This window comes from Mycobacterium sp. ML4 (genome assembly GCF_054515735.1).
Genome location: NZ_JBTNSY010000030.1, coordinates 1 through 16,494, shown reverse-complemented (window position 1 = coordinate 16,494; position 16,494 = coordinate 1). Strand labels below are relative to the sequence as shown.

17 protein-coding genes, 4 tRNA genes and 1 pseudogene are annotated in these 16,494 nt (G+C 64.8%); 8 read left to right on the top strand and 14 right to left on the bottom strand.

Annotation, left to right across the window (positions count from 1 at the left end; all coding sequences use genetic code 11):
• The first annotated feature begins 23 nt into the window (after positions 1-23).
• Genes pstC through pstB form a run of 3 tightly spaced genes read left to right on the top strand, consistent with a single transcriptional unit; the run spans position 24 to position 2,778 of the window.
• On the top strand, positions 24-1,073 hold the full coding sequence (gene pstC / locus ACX9NE_RS25585) for a phosphate ABC transporter permease subunit PstC (RefSeq protein WP_459364488.1): 1,050 nt from the start codon (positions 24-26) through the stop codon (positions 1,071-1,073).
• Positions 1,070-1,984, top strand: coding sequence for a phosphate ABC transporter permease PstA (pstA, locus tag ACX9NE_RS25580; protein WP_459364489.1), 915 nt, complete (start codon positions 1,070-1,072; stop codon positions 1,982-1,984). Before pstC ends, pstA begins: the two co-directional genes overlap by 4 nt.
• Positions 1,985-2,001: 17 nt before the next feature.
• On the top strand, positions 2,002-2,778 hold the full coding sequence (gene pstB / locus ACX9NE_RS25575; protein WP_459364490.1) for a phosphate ABC transporter ATP-binding protein PstB: 777 nt from the start codon (positions 2,002-2,004) through the stop codon (positions 2,776-2,778).
• A gap of 10 nt (positions 2,779-2,788) precedes the next feature.
• On the opposite strand, the gene phoU is transcribed toward pstB, so the two are convergent.
• The 5 genes from phoU to ACX9NE_RS25550 all read right to left on the bottom strand — a co-directional run bounded on the left by phoU (position 2,789) and on the right by ACX9NE_RS25550 (position 8,824).
• The gene (phoU, locus tag ACX9NE_RS25570) at positions 2,789-3,457 is read right to left on the bottom strand and encodes a phosphate signaling complex protein PhoU (RefSeq protein WP_459364491.1); all 669 of its coding nucleotides are present in this window, start codon (positions 3,455-3,457) and stop codon (positions 2,789-2,791) included.
• A 54-nt stretch (positions 3,458-3,511) separates the two neighbouring features.
• Entirely contained in the window at positions 3,512-5,680 is a 2,169-nt protein-coding gene (locus ACX9NE_RS25565) for an LCP family protein (RefSeq protein WP_459364492.1), read from the bottom strand.
• A 195-nt stretch (positions 5,681-5,875) separates the two neighbouring features.
• A complete protein-coding gene (gene dusB / locus ACX9NE_RS25560) occupies positions 5,876-7,009 on the bottom strand; it encodes a tRNA dihydrouridine synthase DusB (RefSeq protein ID WP_459364493.1) in 1,134 nt (377 codons plus the stop codon).
• Positions 7,010-7,015: 6 nt separating this feature from the next.
• Positions 7,016-8,038: an acyl-ACP desaturase gene (locus ACX9NE_RS25555; protein WP_459364494.1), complete on the bottom strand. Its 1,023-nt coding sequence runs from the start codon at positions 8,036-8,038 to the stop codon at positions 7,016-7,018.
• A 144-nt stretch (positions 8,039-8,182) separates the two neighbouring features.
• Positions 8,183-8,824, bottom strand: a complete 642-nt coding sequence (locus ACX9NE_RS25550; protein WP_459364495.1) for a TetR/AcrR family transcriptional regulator — start codon at positions 8,822-8,824, stop codon at positions 8,183-8,185.
• A 66-nt stretch (positions 8,825-8,890) separates the two neighbouring features.
• On the opposite strand from ACX9NE_RS25550, the gene ACX9NE_RS25545 reads away from it, so the two are divergent.
• On the top strand, positions 8,891-9,928 hold the full coding sequence (locus tag ACX9NE_RS25545) for an oxygenase MpaB family protein (RefSeq protein ID WP_459364496.1): 1,038 nt from the start codon (positions 8,891-8,893) through the stop codon (positions 9,926-9,928).
• A 4-nt stretch (positions 9,929-9,932) separates the two neighbouring features.
• Here ACX9NE_RS25545 and ACX9NE_RS25540 read toward each other — a convergent pair whose 3' ends face one another.
• The 3 genes from ACX9NE_RS25540 to ACX9NE_RS25530 are packed head-to-tail and all read right to left on the bottom strand — an operon-like array spanning position 9,933 to position 11,098.
• Positions 9,933-10,130 carry a zinc transporter Slc39a7 gene (locus tag ACX9NE_RS25540; protein ID WP_459364497.1) on the bottom strand — a complete coding sequence of 66 codons (198 nt, stop codon included), beginning with the start codon at positions 10,128-10,130 and terminating at the stop codon, positions 9,933-9,935.
• Positions 10,131-10,168: 38 nt separating this feature from the next.
• Positions 10,169-10,537 (bottom strand): ArsR/SmtB family transcription factor, encoded by a 369-nt coding sequence (locus ACX9NE_RS25535; RefSeq protein ID WP_459364498.1) that lies wholly within the window; start codon positions 10,535-10,537, stop codon positions 10,169-10,171.
• Between the two features lie 48 nt (positions 10,538-10,585).
• A complete protein-coding gene (locus ACX9NE_RS25530; RefSeq protein WP_459364499.1) occupies positions 10,586-11,098 on the bottom strand; it encodes a nucleoside deaminase in 513 nt (170 codons plus the stop codon).
• Between the two features lie 145 nt (positions 11,099-11,243).
• Here ACX9NE_RS25530 and ACX9NE_RS25525 point away from each other — a divergent pair, with 145 nt between their 5' ends.
• The gene (locus ACX9NE_RS25525; RefSeq protein ID WP_459364507.1) at positions 11,244-12,089 is read left to right on the top strand and encodes an SAM-dependent methyltransferase; all 846 of its coding nucleotides are present in this window, start codon (positions 11,244-11,246) and stop codon (positions 12,087-12,089) included.
• A gap of 5 nt (positions 12,090-12,094) precedes the next feature.
• Here ACX9NE_RS25525 and ACX9NE_RS25520 read toward each other — a convergent pair whose 3' ends face one another.
• Both ACX9NE_RS25520 and ACX9NE_RS25515 read right to left on the bottom strand, forming a co-directional pair.
• Entirely contained in the window at positions 12,095-12,913 is an 819-nt protein-coding gene (locus ACX9NE_RS25520; RefSeq protein ID WP_459364500.1) for a TIGR04255 family protein, read from the bottom strand.
• A 101-nt stretch (positions 12,914-13,014) separates the two neighbouring features.
• A tRNA-Lys gene (locus ACX9NE_RS25515) sits at positions 13,015-13,090 on the bottom strand.
• Between the two features lie 125 nt (positions 13,091-13,215).
• Here ACX9NE_RS25515 and ACX9NE_RS25510 point away from each other — a divergent pair.
• From ACX9NE_RS25510 to ACX9NE_RS25500, 3 genes are all read left to right on the top strand, one after another.
• Positions 13,216-13,288: transfer RNA gene (locus ACX9NE_RS25510), tRNA-Glu, on the top strand.
• 40 nt (positions 13,289-13,328) lie between these two features.
• A tRNA-Asp gene (locus tag ACX9NE_RS25505) sits at positions 13,329-13,405 on the top strand.
• Between the two features lie 33 nt (positions 13,406-13,438).
• Positions 13,439-13,512 (top strand) — tRNA-Phe (locus ACX9NE_RS25500).
• A gap of 41 nt (positions 13,513-13,553) precedes the next feature.
• Here ACX9NE_RS25500 and ACX9NE_RS25495 read toward each other — a convergent pair.
• The 4 genes and pseudogenes from ACX9NE_RS25495 to ACX9NE_RS25480 all read right to left on the bottom strand — a co-directional run bounded on the left by ACX9NE_RS25495 (position 13,554) and on the right by ACX9NE_RS25480 (position 16,481).
• Positions 13,554-14,707, bottom strand: a pseudogene (locus ACX9NE_RS25495) (tyrosine-type recombinase/integrase).
• The gene (locus tag ACX9NE_RS25490; RefSeq protein ID WP_459364501.1) at positions 14,707-14,943 is read right to left on the bottom strand and encodes a helix-turn-helix transcriptional regulator; all 237 of its coding nucleotides are present in this window, start codon (positions 14,941-14,943) and stop codon (positions 14,707-14,709) included. Before ACX9NE_RS25490 ends, ACX9NE_RS25495 begins: the two are co-directional and overlap by 1 nt.
• A gap of 4 nt (positions 14,944-14,947) precedes the next feature.
• A complete protein-coding gene (locus ACX9NE_RS25485; RefSeq protein ID WP_459364502.1) occupies positions 14,948-15,265 on the bottom strand; it encodes a hypothetical protein in 318 nt (105 codons plus the stop codon).
• On the bottom strand, positions 15,258-16,481 hold the full coding sequence (locus ACX9NE_RS25480; protein ID WP_459364508.1) for an FtsK/SpoIIIE domain-containing protein: 1,224 nt from the start codon (positions 16,479-16,481) through the stop codon (positions 15,258-15,260). The genes ACX9NE_RS25485 and ACX9NE_RS25480 overlap by 8 nt, the downstream gene beginning before the upstream one ends.
• Positions 16,482-16,494: the final 13 nt, after the last annotated feature.

Here is a 16,494-nt window from a genome sequence, read left to right as displayed (position 1 = left end):
CGAGCCTTCCGCAACGGGGACCGATGGGAGCGAGTGTGACGACGCCAAACCCTGACGATGCGGGATCCGCGGAGGTCGTCGCGGCGCCGTTCTCGGGACCGCCCGTCCTCCCCATCAGCCCCTGGGGCTACGGCAAGCCGGCGTTGGGTGACCGGATCTTCCGCCGGGTATCGGAAGGGTCGGGCGTGTTGATCGTGGCGTCGATCGGCGCGATCGGCGGGTTCTTGCTATGGCACGCCTTGCCGGCGCTGCGCCGCGACCGGGAGAACTTCTTCACCTACCGCGGCCCGTGGGCCACCACCGACCCGTCGGCGATGCGGTTCGGCATCCAGGAGCAGCTGCATGTGACGGTCTTCGTGGCGGTGTTCGCGCTGTTACTGGCGATGCCGGTGGCGCTGGGGGTCGCCATCTATCTCACGCAGTACGTGCCGCGCAGGCTCGCCGCGCCGCTGTCCTACGCTGTCGATCTCTTGGCCGCCGTGCCCTCGATCATCTACGGCGTCTGGGGACTGTATGTGCTGGCGCCACAGTTGCGGCCCGTGGCCGTCTGGCTGAACGTGCACTTCGGGCACGTGTTCCTGTTTGCCACCGGTAGCGCATCGGTCCTCGGCGGGGGGACCGTTTTCACCGGGGGGATCGTCTTGGCGGTGATGATCCTGCCGGTCATCACCGCGGTCACCCGCGAAGTCTTCGTCCAGACGCCGCAGGACGAGATCGAGGCCGCACTGGCACTGGGTGCTACCGGGTGGGAGGTGGTCAGGACGACGGTGTTGCCATTCGGACGGTCGGGATTTGTCAGCGCGGCCTTCCTCGGTTTGGGCCGGGCACTGGGCGAAACGATGGCCTTGCTGATCATCCTGCGCGGCACCCAGGGGGCGTTCAGTTGGTCGCTGTTCGACGGCGGGTCCACGTTTGCCACCAAGATCGCCGCCGCCGCACCCGAATTCGACAATCAGTACAAGGCGGGGGGATACATCGCCGCGGGCCTGGTGCTTTTCCTGCTCACGTTGGTGCTCAACGCTCTGGCGCGCGCGGCGGTGGCAGGCACTCGGGCCGGGAGGACGCGGTTATGACCTCGATGCTGGATCGCCCGCTGAAGTGGCGGACCCTGGCGGGACGCGGCCGGCGTCGGCGGATCGCCAACTACGTGGCCACCGTTCTGGTGACGCTGGCGATGCTGACCGCCCTGGTGCCGCTGTTGTGGTTGCTGTGCTCGGTGGTCGTCAAGGGATTCTCGGCGCTGACCACGGCTGCGTGGTGGACGCATTCCCAGGCGGGGACGACGCCCCTGGAACCCGGAGGCGGTGCCTACCATGCCATCGTCGGCACGCTGCTGCTGGGATTGGCGTGCGCCGTGATCGCGATTCCGATTGGTGTGCTTGTGGGAATCTACCTGGTGGAGTACGGCGGCCGCAGCCCGCTGGCGCGGCTGGTCAGCTTCGCGTTGGATCTGCTCGCCGGAGTGCCCTCAATCGTTGCGGCTTTGTTCATCTACGCGGTGTGGGTGGCTGCGTCGGGTCTGCCGCGGTCGCAGTTCGCGGTGTCATTGGCCCTGGTCCTGATGATGCTGCCGGTGATCGCCCGGGCGACCGAAGAGATGCTGCGGATCGTGCCGGTCGACCTGCGGGAGGCGAGCTACGCGCTCGGAATAACGAAATGGAAGACCATCGCCAGGGTGGTGCTGCCCACTGGGCTCTCCGGCATCCTTACCGGGATCCTGCTCGCCTTGGCCCGGGTTCTGGGCGAGACATCGCCGCTGCTCATCCTGGTCGGCTATGCACGATTTATTAATTTCGACGTGTTCACTGGGTTCATGGGGTCGTTGCCGGGCATGATGTATGACCAGACAACCGCCGGCGCCGGCGCCGACCCGATTCCCACAGAGCGGATGTGGGGCGCCGCGCTTACTCTGATCTTGCTGATTGCCATCATCAATTTAGGGGCCAGGGCGGTCGCGAAGATCTTCACACCGAAAAAGACGTAAGCAGGAGTTGCATCAGCTTGGCGAAACGGTTGGACCTCAAAGAGGTCAACATCTATTACGGGGCGTTCCACGCGGTCGCCGATGTGACGCTGTCGGTGCTACCTCGCAGTGTGACGGCGTTCATCGGCCCGTCGGGCTGCGGCAAGACCACCGTGTTGCGCACCCTGAACCGGATGCACGAGGTCATCCCCGGCGCCCGGGTGGAAGGCAGCGTGCTGCTCGACGACGAGGACATCTACGGCGCGCGCATCGACCCCGTCGGGGTGCGGCGGGCGATCGGAATGGTGTTTCAGCGACCCAATCCCTTCCCGGCCATGTCTATTCGCGACAACGTGGTGGCCGGGCTGAAGCTGCAGGGCGTGCGCAACCGCAAGGCGCTCGACGAGACCGCCGAATACTCGCTGCGCGGCGCCAATCTCTGGGACGAGGTCAAAGACAGGCTGGACAAGCCTGGAGGTGGTCTGTCCGGCGGCCAGCAGCAGCGGTTGTGCATCGCGCGGGCCATCGCGGTGCAGCCCGACGTCCTGCTGATGGACGAACCGTGTTCGGCTTTGGATCCGATCTCGACGATGGCCATCGAAGACCTGATCAGCGAGTTGAAGCAGGAATACACCATCGTGATCGTCACCCACAACATGCAGCAGGCGGCTCGGGTAAGCGATCAGACGGCGTTCTTCAACTTGGAGTCCGTCGGCAAGCCCGGGCGTTTGATCGAGATCGACGACACCGAAAAGATCTTTTCCAACCCGAGTCAGAAATCGACCGAAGACTACATTTCCGGCCGATTCGGCTAGGGGAACACTTTCAGTGAGCGGCGGGGTTCGCCTCGCTGTCGGCGAACTTGCCGGTGGCCTGGAAGATGACCCGGCGGGCCACCTCCACCGCGTGGTCGGCGAAGCGTTCGTAGAACCGACCGAGCAATGTCACGTCCACGGCGGCCGCCACCCCGTACTTCCACTCCCGGTCCATCAGCACACTGAACAGATGCCGATGCAGATCGTCCATCGCGTCGTCTTCTTCGCGGATCCGCGCCGCCTTCTCCGGGTCGCGGGTCTGCAGCACCTCCTGTGCGCTGTTACCCAATTCCACTGCAACTCTGCCCATTTCGGCAAAGTAGCCGTTGACCTCCTCGGGTAGCGCGTGCTGCGGGTGCCGTCGACGGGCAATCTTGGCGACGTGCAGAGCCAGCGCGCCCATCCGGTCGATGTCGGCGACGATCTGTATCGCGCTGACGATCGACCTCAGGTCACCGGCGACCGGCGCCTGCAGTGCGAGCAGCACGAAAGCGCTCTCCTCGGCCTGGGCACTGAGCGCCGAGATCCTCTCGTGGTCGGTGATGACCTGCTCGGCCAGGACCAGGTCGGCCTGCAAAAGGGCTTGGGTAGCCCGCTCCATTGCGATCCCGGCCAGCCCGCACATCTCGCCGAGTCGCTCGGACAAGTCCGCGAGCTGCTCATGATAGGCGGTCCTCATGGGTAAAGCCTACGTTCTCTATGAGGCAAAAAGCGTGTAGCGGCGCGTTCCGTGCTATTCGCAGGTGGTATCCGCGGCATTGGTGACGGTTAGATCCTCCGGCAGCCGGGTCGGCGGACTGCTGGTATTGCGGCTGATCTGCATGCTCACCGGGGAGCCGCTGGGCGGCGGGGGGGTGACCGAACTGAAATCCGGACCGAGAACCACCTGCACGACCGAGCCGATCCCGGTGACCCGTTCGACGTGAGAGTTTCCGAAGGCCGCCGCGACCGTCGCGGCGGCCTGTTCATTACCGGGTGAGAAGAACACCGTGGTGGTCTTCAGCGAGCTCGGGTAGTCGTCCGGCGTCATTACGTTGAAACCGTTGCGCTTAAGTTGGCTTGCGGCGGTGGCGGCCAGGCCCTCGGTGCCGGTTCCGTTGGACACCTGAACCGTCACCTCCTGCGGCGAGGTCGTCGTCACCTGCTCGCGGTGCGTCTCGTTGGCCGGAGCCGGCTGGGCCGGCTTCTTGATGGAGCCGGGACCCGGCGTGGTGGCCGCGCCCGACGTCGGGGAGCTGCCCAGGCTCTGCGCGTTCTGGTCGTTTTCCTTCGGCAGCGGATCGTCGTTGATGATGGCCGTGAACAACGCCTTCATGTCCGCCGTGCGCGGAGGTTCATTGCCGTCCTGATCAGTTACACCGGTGGGAACGGTCACGAACGTGACGTGTCCGGCTGCCATGTGCTGCAGAGACCGGCCCAGTTCGACGAGGTCTTTGGTCTTGACGTTGTCGACGTAGCTGTTTCCGATGAACATGTTGACGACGTTGTTGAGCTTGTTGAGATTCATCAACGTGTCTTCGGAGATCATCGTGCGCAGCAACGACGACAGGAACAACTGCTGGCGCTTTATCCGACCGTAGTCTCCGTTGTACTCAGTGGTGACCTGCCGGGCCCGCACGTAGTTCAGCGCCGTGGGCCCGTCGATGACCTGGCGTCCGGCGTGGTCGAGCACCGTGCCCAACTCGTAGTCCTTCAGCGGCGTGGTGCTGCACACCTCGACTCCGCCGAGCGCTTCGACCATCCGCCCGAAACCGACGAAGTCGATGGCGATGAACCGGTTGACGCTCAAACCCGACAATTTCTGGATGACCTTCACCAGACACTTGGGGCCGCCGAAGGAGAACGCCGAGTTCAGTTTGGTCTCGGTGTAGACCATCCGCGGGCCCGTCTTGCCGGTCTTCGGGTCATAAATGGGCCCGTACTTGCCGTTTTCAGGATTCCAGGCCTCGCACTGGATCGGGGTGATCGCCAGGTCCCGGGGGAACGACACCGCGACGACCCGTTTGCGGCTCGCGGGGATGTTCACCAGCATCACGGTGTCCGACCGTGCGCCCCCCGCATCCTCGGTGTCACCGGCTCCGACGTTGGCGTTGGCGCCCAGTCGCGAGTCCATCCCCACGATCAGGAAATTCTCGTCGCCGTATTGCGCGTTGGGGTCGACGATGTCCGACGAACCGGGGTCGAGCGCGCTTACCGTGTTCAACTGGCTGTTCTTCGACGAACTCCAACGCCAGGCGCCACCGGTCAGCACCAGCGACAGCAACGCAATCATCGCCACCAGGGAGCGACCCGCCACCAGAATCGGCCGCTTCCGCCGGGACTTCTCGGGGTCCGCGGCCGATGCGCGAGCCGGCGAGGTCCCGCGGCGTCGCTTGCGACGATTCGCCTTCTCAGTGCAGGCGTCCTCCGGGTAGTTGGCTGCCCCGAGATCGGGCAGTTCGGACAGCAGCTGCAGCGAGTAGGCCGGGGTGGGAATGACCTGCGTGTCGAGCAGGTCGTCGGGTTCGGGGACCGCGGGCAGGTCGGCGGCCTCCGGCTCGTGGGGTGCCTGCGACTCGTCGAACACGTCGGGCTCTGCGGCCACAGGTTCGTCGGCAAGATGCCGGTGCCGGGGGCGGTCCGGAAGGGTCGCGCCCAGTTTGGCGATCAGATCCGCAACGCTCAGTACGCCCTCGTTGTGGCTGCCTGGCTCGTCTGGTTGCGGTGCGGCCGGGCTTTGCTTCGACACCTCGGCGCGGGTGCGAGACGCCGCGGACCAGCGGCACAGCTCGTCGTCGGCCTCCGCAGTCGAGAAGCGTTCCCACGGCGCGGCGCCTGGTAATGGCTGGGCGTTTGCGGTAAGGAAGTCACCATCACCGGTGCGCCGATGGGCAGGAGTGGCGCCGTTCTCGCCGTCACTCATGTCCTACCGACCTCCGAAACTCACTACGCGGACGTCCCCACCGGTGGTGGTGGTTGTTCGGGCATTGCAAGCACGCGTGAAGGCAGCACCGCCGTGCACGGCGCCGCACAATTGCATTAGGGCTCACATCGTACTGATTTATCGGCTCAGACGCGATTTCGAGAGCGTCTCGGTTGCGCTACTCGAACGTGCGGATCAACCGCCGGAGTGCATCACGTCGGCGCCTTCGGGCACCCGGCAGTCGTCGGGATCGTTGAGCCAGCCGTCGGGAAGGGACACCCGGGCGGGCGAGCCCTGACGGCCGCGCGGGCCATTGCCGGCTTCCGGGAACGGAACGTCGCGATCCAACCGGTTGAGCAGCTCGTCGAGTTCGTCGAGAGTTTTGACCAGCGCCAATGCCCGTCGCAGATCGGATCCCGCCGGAAAGCCGTGCAGATACCAGGCGACATGCTTACGAATGTCACGCATGCCCTTGTCCTCGCCGAAATGGGCGGCCAGCAGCGCGCCGTGCCGGCGGACGATGTCGGCAACCTCACCGAGAGTGGGCGGGGTGGGTGCCGGGGCGCCAGTGAAGGCGGCCGACAGCTCGGCGAACAGCCAGGGCCTGCCCAGGCAGCCCCGGCCGATGACCACGCCGTCGCATCCGGTGGCGGCCATCATGGCCAGCGCGTCGCTGGCGTCGTAGATGTCGCCGTTGCCCAGCACCGGGATGGTGCAAACCTGCTGCTTGAGCCGTGCGATCTGATTCCAGTCGGCGGAGCCCGAATACCTCTGGGCGGCCGTGCGGGCGTGCAGGGCGACCGCTGCGGCGCCTTCGGCTTCGGCAATCCGCCCGGCGTCCAGGTGGGTGTGGTGTTCGTCGTCGATGCCGATGCGGAACTTGACGGTCACCGGTATGTCGGTGCCGGCGGTCGCGCGTACCGCGGCGGCGACGATCTGGCCGAACAGTCGGCGCTTGAACGGCAGCGCCGCTCCGCCGCCGCGTCTGGTCACCTTGGGCACCGGGCAGCCGAAGTTCATGTCGATGTGGTCGGCCAGGCCGTCGTCGGCGATCATCCTGGCCGCCGCGAAGGTGGTGTCCGGGTCGACGGTGTACAGCTGCAGCGAACGCGGCGACTCATCCGGAGCAAACGCCGTCATGTGCATGGTGACCGGATGCCGCTCGACTAGCGCACGCGCGGTCACCATTTCGCAGACGTACAGTCCGCTGACCGTGCCGGCTTTCGCCTGTTCCAGCTCGCGGCACAGCGTCCGGAACGCGACGTTCGTCACCCCGGCCATGGGAGCGAGCACTACCGGGCTGGCGAGCTCGATGGCGCCGATGCGCAAAGGGCGCTACCGTCCGCTCAGCGTCAGCTTGCCCGCGGTCTCATGCAGTTCGAATGCGGTGGTCTTCTTGCCGGTGCGTAGTTCCCGGTCGAGTTGGCGCTGCTTGGACACCTCAAACTTGTCGCAAGACGCTTCCAGCTCCTTGATCAGCACGGCCAGGTCGTCGCGGAGCGCGGCGGCTTCGCCGGTGAAGTCCTCACGCTCGAAAATGCGCCACTTCTTCAGCACCGGCAGGACTACGTCGTCGAGGTGGATGCGTGGGTCGTAGACGCCGCCGACGGCGATCAGCACGGCTTTGCGGCGGAACTCGGGCACCTGGTATCCCGGCATCTGGAAGTTGCGCAGGATCTTGTGCAGCGACTTCATCGCTTGGTTGGGGGCAATATCGAACCCGGCTTCGCTGACATCCCGGTAGAAGATCATGTGCAGGTTCTCGTCGGCCGAGATCTTGGCCAGCATCTGGTCAGCAATCGGCTCGTCGCATGCCTTGCCGGTGTTGCGGTGCGAAATCCGGGTGGCCAACTCCTGGAAGGTGACGTAGATGACCGAGTCGAACAGGCTCTCGGCGAACAGGTCGTCGCGCACCTGGTGGTTCTGGCCCGGGCTGAACCCCCGGTTCACCACTTCCATGCGCAGCTTCTCCAGCTCATAAGGGTCGACGGCGCGGGTCACCACCAGGTAATCACGCAACGCCATCCCGTGCCGGTTCTCTTCGGCGGTCCACCGGTTGACCCACTGACCCCAGGCGCCGTCCAGGCCGAAGTTCATGGTGATCTCGCGGTGATACGACGGCAGGTTGTCTTCGGTCATCAGGTTCTGCACCATCGCCACCTGGGCGATGTCGGACAGCTTGGACTGTCCGGGCTCCCAATCCTGTCCACCCAGCGCATAGAAGTTCTTCCCGTCCGACCACGGGATGTAGTCGTGCGGGTTCCAGTCCTTGTGCATGCTCTCGTGCCGGTTCAGGTACTTCTCGACCATTGGCTCGAGTTCCTGTAGCAGCTGCAGATTGGTCAGCTCGCCTGACATGGCAACTCCAGTTATCTGTGTCTTTTGGTTGCAGTCAATATATCTGTGCCTATCAGTAGCATCAAGTTTGCCCAGGGTGTGGCGCATCACGGTGCGGTAACTCCGGTCGACTATGGGAGGAGGAGTGCCCCGTCCGGGCGGCGGTTAATCCCGCGGCGCGGCCGCGAGCGGAAACTCGGCCAGCTTGGCGTCCCGGGCCGGGACGTAGGTAGCGGCCGTGCCCAGCAGCATGTCGACGCAATAGTCGATGAATTGCTGACGGGTCGCGCCCAATTGATCGTTGAGGTATGCGGTGAAGAGGGCCGTGAGTGCGCCAACCAAACTGGTGGCCACCAGTTTCTGGACGACGGGGTCGACAATCCGGGACAGCTTGCGCTGAAGCAGGTCGATGAAGTTGGGCATCCACTCCGCCCCGGAGCGGGTCAGCACCGGCTCCACAGCCGGCGCCAGCAACAGCACGCGGCCGCGCACCGGGTCGTCGACCATCAGCGCCACGAATTGCTCGACGGCTTCCCGCGGGGTCTTCGCCGACGTCAGTGTCGCCATCGCTCTGGTGCAGACGTCGTCGTAGACGGCGCGAACGAAGTGGTCGCGGTCGGTAAAGCTTTCGTAGAAGTAGCGCTCGGTCAGGCTGGCCTGCCGGCAGACCGCGCGTACTGTGAGCGCGGGTCCTGCCTCGCTGCCGAGCAATTGGACGCCGGCGGCAATGAGGGTGTCACGGCGCAACGCGTGGCGGTCCTGCAAGGGAACGCCCGACCAGCGGCCCCGTCGTTGCCCCGCTTGCACATCGCTCCTAGAATCGAGTCTGACAACGCCTGTAGTCAGATTTCTGACAGCTAAGGAATAGCACCAGTGAATCAAGATACGTCCGCGGCCTGCCCGGTGACCAGCGCTGACGGACCGGCTTCCGCAACCCCGGAGGACGACCGCGGCGTGGCCATGGGGTGTCCGGTCTCCGGGTCGGGCTATGAGGCGCCGCCAACACCGCTGGGACCGGATTCGCTGACCTGGAAATACTTCGGTGACTGGCGGGGCATCCTGCAGGGGCCGTTCGCGGGATCCATGCAGAACATGCATCCCCAGCTGGGTGCCGCCGTCGAGGACCACTCGACGTTCTTACGGGAGCCGCTGCCGCGGGTGATGCGATCGCTGTACCCGATCGGCGGCGTCGTCTTCGACGGTGACCGCGCTCCGATCACCGGCGCCGAGGTCCGCGACTACCACGTCGACATCAAAGGCGTCGATGACCAGGGGCGCCGCTACCACGCGCTGAACCCCGACGTTTTCTATTGGGCGCACTCGACCTTTTTCGTCGGCACGATCCACGTGGCTGAATGGTTTTGCGGCGGCCTGACTGAAGCAGAGAAGCGGCAACTGTTCGACGAGCACGTCCAGTGGTACCGGATGTACGGCATGAGCATGCGGCCGGTGCCGAAAACCTGGGAGGAGTTCCAGGTCTATTGGGACCACATGTGCCGCAACGTATTGGAGGACAACTTCGCGACCCGGGCCGTCCTCGACTTGACGAAGTATGGGAAGCCGCCGATCGCGCCATGGCTTCCGGATTGGCTCTGGACGGGCCTGACCGAGCTGACTGCGCCGTTCTTCGTCTGGCTGACGGTCGGCCTGTATCACCCGGCCGTCCGCGAACGGCTGGGCTATCGATGGTCGCGCCGCGATGCGTGGTTACACCGGCGTTTCGGTGACCTGGTACGGGTGATCTTTACGTTCGTGCCGCCCCGGTACCGCAAGCACCCCCGGGCCCGCGCCGGTCTCGACCGCGCATCGGGGCGGATTCCGGCCGACGCCCCGCTGCCGCAGACGCCGGCCAGGAACCTGCCCCCGCTGGACGAGCGCGGCAATCCGAAGCACTACTGTCCCAGCGTCTGAGGCGTCAGTGCGAGTGGCTGTGCACCTCTTCGAGTCCGGACTGGTGCACGTGCTCATGGGTGTGTTCGGTGCCGTCGCCGTGGGAGTGGCTGTGTTCGTGCGCGACGTGCTCGTGTTCGTGCGTGGTGTGGGCGTGGCTGTGGTGGACGTCGCCGTGCTGGTGCTCGTGGGCGTGGGCCCCGTCGTGGGTGTGTTCTGACATGTTCGTAGTCTCCTATTCGTGAATATTGTTGCGGCTCTTTAGTTCTTGACCGCCTGGATGCCGGTGTCCCCGCGGTGGTGGCCCGGAACGCCCGGACCGGCGTGTTCGGCGTTGTAGACCGCATCGATGACGAGTTGTCGCACGTGATCGTTCTCCAGGCTGTAGAAGATCGTGGTCCCCTCGCGGCGGGTGCGGACCAGGCGTGCCATGCGCAACTTCGCCAGGTGCTGAGAGACCGACGGCGCCGGTTTGCCGACATGCTCGGCCAGCTCGTTGACCGACATCTCGTGTTTGGCCAGCGACCACAGCACCTGCACTCGAGTCGCATCGGCCAGCATGCGGAAGACCTCGACTACCAGTCCGACCTGATCATCAGGCAGACGATGAGGTCTACTATCTGCATGCATACGTAGATAATGTTGGAGGGTGGCGCCCGCTGTCAAGCTGAGCCGCGGTCAGCCGGGCGGAACGACAGTCGCCTGGCGCCGCCCGCCGTTGCGCTCCCGCCAGGTTCGGTACACGTCCACGGCGGCCTGTTGGATCTCCGGGCGGGTTTCTTCGCGAATCGGCAGTCGTCGGGCCCGCCAGTCCTTCGCGAATTCGTCGAAGAAGGTGCCGAGCTCGAAATACTTGCGGTCGTCGACGTAATACGGTTCGTAGGCGTCGCGTGCCGTTAGGAATACGACTTGGTCGGGCGAGCAATAGTAAAGCGATCCCAGGCACATCGGGCACGGATGGGCCAGCACGTAGAACGTAGTACCGACGAGGTGTTCAGTGCCCAGCTTGGTGCACGCCGCGCGGATGGCCAGGATCTCGGCGTGGGCGGTCGGATCGTTGGTCTGTGCCACCTTGTTCGCGCTCTCGGCAAGCACCTCGCCATCTTTGACGATCACCGTCGCGAACGGGCGACCCCCTTCAGCGACATTCTGGCGGGCGAGGTCGATGGTTCGCTGCGCGAAGTCGGTCACATGCGCAGACTAGCCCGCAAGAATCATTGGCGGTTCTGTGATATTTACTAGATTGTCTATATTTTCTGGAATACGAGGGAGTGCCGTGCCGCGTACCGATCGGGATCGCTGGGATCTTGCAACGAGTGTCGGCGCGACGGCGACCATGGTTGCCGCGCAACGCGCGCTGGCGTCCGACCCTGAGTACGCCTACATCGACGACCCGTTCGCGGCGCCGCTGGTGCGTGCGGTTGGCATCGACGTCTACACGCGGTTGGTCGACGGGCAGATTCCCGTCGAGGACGACTCCGAATTCGATCCGGAGCGGATGGCCCGAGGGATGGCCTGCCGGACCAGGTTCTACGACCAGTTCTTTCTGGACGCGACCCGTAGCGGCATCGGCCAGGTGGTCATTTTGGCCTCCGGTCTGGACGCTCGCGCCTACCGGCTGTCGTGGCCGGCCGGCACCGTGGTCTACGAGATCGACATGCCGGAGGTGGTCGAGTTCAAGACACGGACGCTGCGCGACCTCGGTGCGGAACCCACGGCTGAGCGCCGGCCCGTCGCCATCGATCTGCGCGACGACTGGGCCTCGGCGTTGCGGGCGGCTGGGTTCGACACCCGCGCCCCGTCAGCGTGGAGCGCGGAGGGGCTGTTGCTCTACCTCCCTGACGAAGCCCAGGACGCGCTGTTCGACAGCATCACTGCGCTGAGCGCAACCGGCAGCCGGCTGTCGTTCGAATTTGTCCCGGACACCCGGATCTTCCAGGATGAGCGGTGGCGCGCACACCATGACCGCATGGCCGAACTCGGCTTCGACATCGACTTCAACGATCTCGTCTACCACGCGGAGCGCAGCCACATCCTTGACCACTTGGCCCGCAGCGGCTGGCACGCCTCGCATCACACCACCGAGGAACTGCACGCGCTCAACGGTTTCGGCTACCCCGACGACGAACTTGCGGAAGCGTTCGCTGACATGACCTTCGCCAGCGCGGTGTTGCGGCCGTAGCGAGCCTACTGGCTGCGCAGCAGCTCGTCCTTCAGCCGCGGGGTGAGCATGTCCTGGAAAACCGCCTGCGCGGGCGCATAGAGATCCCGGTAAGTCGAGACGAGGGCCTCCCGGTTGTACTCCGGGATCGCGCCGGTGGGCGGAGTCCAGAAGCTGTCGATGTCCATCAGGAAGAACTGCCCGGCCTGCGGCGGGGTGACGCGACGGAGGTGATAGCTCGGGTCGAGCGCCTGCCCGACGCCCGGCCCGTAACGCACGATGAGCGACTTGCCCGGTTGTGCCTCCCGGTAGACCGCGGCGCCCTGCCATTCGGTGAGGGTCAGTCCACCCGGAGCCAGACGCTGGGGGCCCAGCAGGCTGTCGTCGATCCAGTTGGTCCATTCGATGCGTCCATCGACGCCCGCGGGAACCCGGATTTCCAGGACGTAGCGCAGACCGATGCGTTCGATGCCCACGATGGACGAGACCGCCGAACGCGCGTCGACCACCCGCATCGCGATGTCCAGGAAGCTGTCGAAGTTGCTGTAGGCGCTGGTCTCGACGACGATCGCCTGGTTCTTGAGCGAGGCGGCGGTGGTGTTGTCCCGATTGGAGTAACGCACGAAGCGGTCGGCGATGGGCTGCGGCGCCTGGCCGGGGGCCGTCATGCCCCACTGGACATCCTGGGCCTGACGTTCGATCGGCAGGTCGTTGACCAGGAATTGCTTGAGTTCGCGGCTTGCCGACTCGGTAAGGGAGTCTGTCGCCGGGTGACGGATCTCCAGCGTCACCAGGGCTACGGGGGCGTTGGGTTGGACCTCAGCTGGGTTCACGTCCGGAAGCATAGCCGCGAGCATAACTAAGCGTGACGGCAACCAAACGGTGCGTCCGGAATCGTTTCGCCCATCGGGCATCGAGCAACCACCAGGCCAGCTAGGCGCAGGTTTGGTGCCCCCAGTAGGACTCGAACCTACGACCTGCGGATTAAAAGTCCGTAGCTCTACCAACTGAGCTATAGGGGCGGCGCTGAATCACAATACTGTGTACCGATGGAGGGCTCGTTTGAGGATTGGGGCCGGGGTGACCTAAGCTGACTTGGCTCCCAACAGTAATCGCGTTGGCAGTGCCCCGGAGAGATTCGGTTCTGGCCCCCTTCGTCTAGCGGCCTAGGACGCCGCCCTTTCAAGGCGGTAGCGCGGGTTCGAATCCCGTAGGGGGTACGGGCGACGCGGGTACCCGCGGAGCACAGCAGTACAGCAAGGCCCTGTGGCGCAGTTGGTTAGCGCGCCGCCCTGTCACGGCGGAGGTCGCGGGTTCGAGTCCCGTCAGGGTCGCCAGCACGGCGAGGCACACGCTGCCTGCCGGCTTCCGGCCAGGTAGCTCAGTCGGTACGAGCGTCCGCCTGAAAAGCGGAAGGTCGGCGGTTCGATCCCGCCCCTGGCCACCGCTTATGACCTGCATAGACACGGGTTATGCACTCGGTTGTCAGTTTTCTTTGTCCGGTTCTTGTCCGGTCTTGGGTGTGTGAATCTCGGTCGCGTGAAGCTGATCGAGGTTCGTGGCGACCTGGTCCAGCTCGTCGGCATAGAGGTCGCTGTAGATGTTCGCGGTGACGGTCGGCGTGGAGTGGCCCATGGTCTTCTGGACGTATCGAAGGTCAGCGCCGGATTTGCGGGCCAGGCTGGCGTAGGTGTGCCGTAGGTCATGGATGGTTAGTGGCGCCAGGTCGGTCTTCTTGAGGGCTTTGTTCCAGTTGGTGTGGCGACGCCAGTTGTTGGAGCGCAGCATCGCGCCATTGGGTGAGGTGACGGCAGGCTCGTCAGGTTCCCGCCCGGTGATGCGCGCCTTGAAGATCTCGACGACGACTTGGGGGAGCGGGACGGTTCGGATGCCGGCTCGGGTCTTGGGTGGCCCGATCACGATGTGGCCTTCGACTTCGGGTGCTGCCCGTCGGACGTAGAGGCGACGAGCGACGAGGTCGATGTCCTTGACGCGGAGGCCGACGAGTTCGGACCAGCGCAGGCCGGTGTAGGCGAGGATGATCACGATGTCGCCCTGGTCACCGCAGGCGCGGGCCAGCGTCTGGACCTCCTGTGCGGTCAGGTAGCGATGACGATCCCCCTCGGGAATGCGACCCGCTGAGACGCCAAGAGCGGGTTGCGGTGGATGCGGCCGTCCTGGTGGGCGACGTCGAGAATCGAGCGCATGAGCCGAAGCGTGGAAACTTTCGCCCACGGGCCTACCGTCAGGCCGTCAACGAACGCCTGGACGTCGGCGCGAGTGATCTCGTCGACGGGGATGTGACCGAATTGGGGCGCGATTCGCAGTTCCCAGTGTTGGACGTATCCGCTCCAGGTCTTCGGCGACACCGCGGGCTTCTTGGAATCGGAGAACTGAACCCAGATCCGGTTCAGCGGTGTGCGTCCGAGGCGTGGGTCGAATCGACGTGCACCGAGCGCGGCTTCGTTGTCACGCTCGGATTTGAACGCCTTCGCCTCGCGCAGAGTCGGAAAGGTGGCCGACGTTTCGACCCAGCCCGATGGCGCGTCCGGATCACGAATCAGGTAGCGAACTTGGTAGCGGGGTTGGCCGGCTGCGTTGAGGCGCTTTCGGATGCCGCGAGGGGTGTTGCCCGCCATTACCGGCGCACCTGCTTCAGCCAGGACCTGACTTCTGCGCAGTCCCAGCGGCGTACCCGCTCTGACAGTGTGTAGCAGGGTGGGCCGATCTGCTCGCCGGTTGTTTCGCGGAGCGCCGCCCAGCGGTTGAGTGTCGCGGCAGATACCCCCAGGAGCGTTGAAACCTGTTCGGCGGTAAGCAATTCTGGGAAGTTGCCCGTACTGACGAGAGACTCGCGCAGGCCGTGAGTGACCACCCTCTCACCTCGCTGCACGGATGGAGTCGAACCAGGCTCGGGTGCGTAGCAATCCGGCCTCGGCGTCGGCTTGGCCGCCAGTCATTCCCCATAGATCGAATGCCCACCGCTCCAGCGCGGAGTGCCTCGTCTCGCCGCAGCGCTGGAGCTCGGCGTCGTCACCCAGGACCAGGGCGGTTCCGATGACTTCGCCGCACGACCAGAGGCACCGGTACCGGCCCCATCCGTCTCTGCTGACGAGCTGGGCGCGGTGGATGAGATCGGCGTGCCTCGCCAACTTATGCTCATCGGGCGATTCGAAGAGTGGCCAGTCGTCACTCATCGATCTTTCCTCCGGGTGTGCGTGCTCGGCCGTATCGTATTGCGGTGCAGCGGATTTGGTCGTCGCTCCAAAAGTCGGACCGGACCCTGGTCACCTGTCCGTCTTCGGCAATGACGTAGCCGGTGCCGGGTTGGTCGGGGCTGATTCGGTGCGCGGGCGCTTTGTCGACCATGCCATCGCCGAGCACCATGGCGACTTCGTCGCGTGAACGCAGCCGCAGCGCGATGGTCTGCGTGAACAATTCCCGCATGGGAATGATTTCCTTGCGGGGATCTTGTACGAATGCGGCCACCACAATCCCAAGCCCGCGACCTTTGGACAAGATCCGTGACAACGATGCTTTGGCCGCTTTGCACATGGCCGGATCGGACAAGTAGTTGGTCAGACCGGCGAGTTCGTCGATCAGCAGCACCACCAACGGCGTATCACGACTCGCGCTGTGCTGGCGTGAGCGTCCGGCCATGAGTTGCCCGCGTTGGTCCATCAACTTCTCCAGCGCGGCAAGGGTTTCCACGGCATCGGCTTCCGTGATGGCGATCTTCGTGAACAGATCAGAGCCGACCGACAATTCAATTCCGTATTTCAGGTCGATTCCCACCAGTCGAACCACTTCTGCGGCGACAGCAGGACCGAGACCACAGGCGATTCCCCAGAAGACGGAGCCTTTGCCTGCACCTGAGCAGCCCACCGTAAGGGTGTGTCGACCGCTCAATTGCAGACTCCACGCTGAGCCGTTCTCGCATCGCCCGAGCGTGACCCGCGCCGTGGTTACCGCTGTCGGCGGCACCGCGTTGCCTACTGTCGAGAGCTGTTCCTGCATCACCAGTTCGATCCGCAGCGTGCCGGGGGAGACGACAACCGACCGTGCCGAGTGAGCGCCCGCAGCGTCGCGAATCGCTGGAACGGCACGCTCCAAGTCTTCGACGGTCTGCCCCATCCTGGCCCGGACAGTCAGACGCAGGGCGGTGCGAGATACGTCTGTGGCCAATAGCTTTGGATGAGACCAACGGGTCGACGTGACCTGTCGGCCTTCGCTGTCGCGGCGCGTGAGCTGCTCCGCAGCGGACAAGCCGCAGCGCTTGCAGAGCTTCTGCCATGAGAGCTGCGCCCAAAGGCGCCAGCGCAGGAGTCGGGCAGGCGTTGCGAACCGTTCCTCATAAGTCTCTGGTGACTGCAGTCGCCAGTAGACGAGCGCGGCGCCGATGACGACCGTGATGACCGCTAGGAAC

What these genes read in the sequence shown, in the direction of transcription:
- pstC (WP_459364488.1), top strand. Translation starts at nt 24, where the DNA reads ATGGGAGCGAGTGTGACGACGCCAAACCCTGACGATGCGGGATCCGCG.
- pstA (WP_459364489.1), top strand. Translation starts at nt 1,070, where the DNA reads ATGACCTCGATGCTGGATCGCCCGCTGAAGTGGCGGACCCTGGCGGGA.
- phoU (WP_459364491.1), bottom strand. Translation starts at nt 3,457, where the DNA reads ATGAGGACCGCCTATCATGAGCAGCTCGCGGACTTGTCCGAGCGACTC.
- ACX9NE_RS25565 (WP_459364492.1), bottom strand. Translation starts at nt 5,680, where the DNA reads ATGAGTGACGGCGAGAACGGCGCCACTCCTGCCCATCGGCGCACCGGT.
- ACX9NE_RS25555 (WP_459364494.1), bottom strand. Translation starts at nt 8,038, where the DNA reads ATGTCAGGCGAGCTGACCAATCTGCAGCTGCTACAGGAACTCGAGCCA.
- ACX9NE_RS25540 (WP_459364497.1), bottom strand. Translation starts at nt 10,130, where the DNA reads ATGTCAGAACACACCCACGACGGGGCCCACGCCCACGAGCACCAGCAC.
- ACX9NE_RS25535 (WP_459364498.1), bottom strand. Translation starts at nt 10,537, where the DNA reads ATGCATGCAGATAGTAGACCTCATCGTCTGCCTGATGATCAGGTCGGA.
- ACX9NE_RS25525 (WP_459364507.1), top strand. Translation starts at nt 11,244, where the DNA reads ATGGTTGCCGCGCAACGCGCGCTGGCGTCCGACCCTGAGTACGCCTAC.
- ACX9NE_RS25520 (WP_459364500.1), bottom strand. Translation starts at nt 12,913, where the DNA reads ATGCTTCCGGACGTGAACCCAGCTGAGGTCCAACCCAACGCCCCCGTA.
- ACX9NE_RS25485 (WP_459364502.1), bottom strand. Translation starts at nt 15,265, where the DNA reads ATGAGTGACGACTGGCCACTCTTCGAATCGCCCGATGAGCATAAGTTG.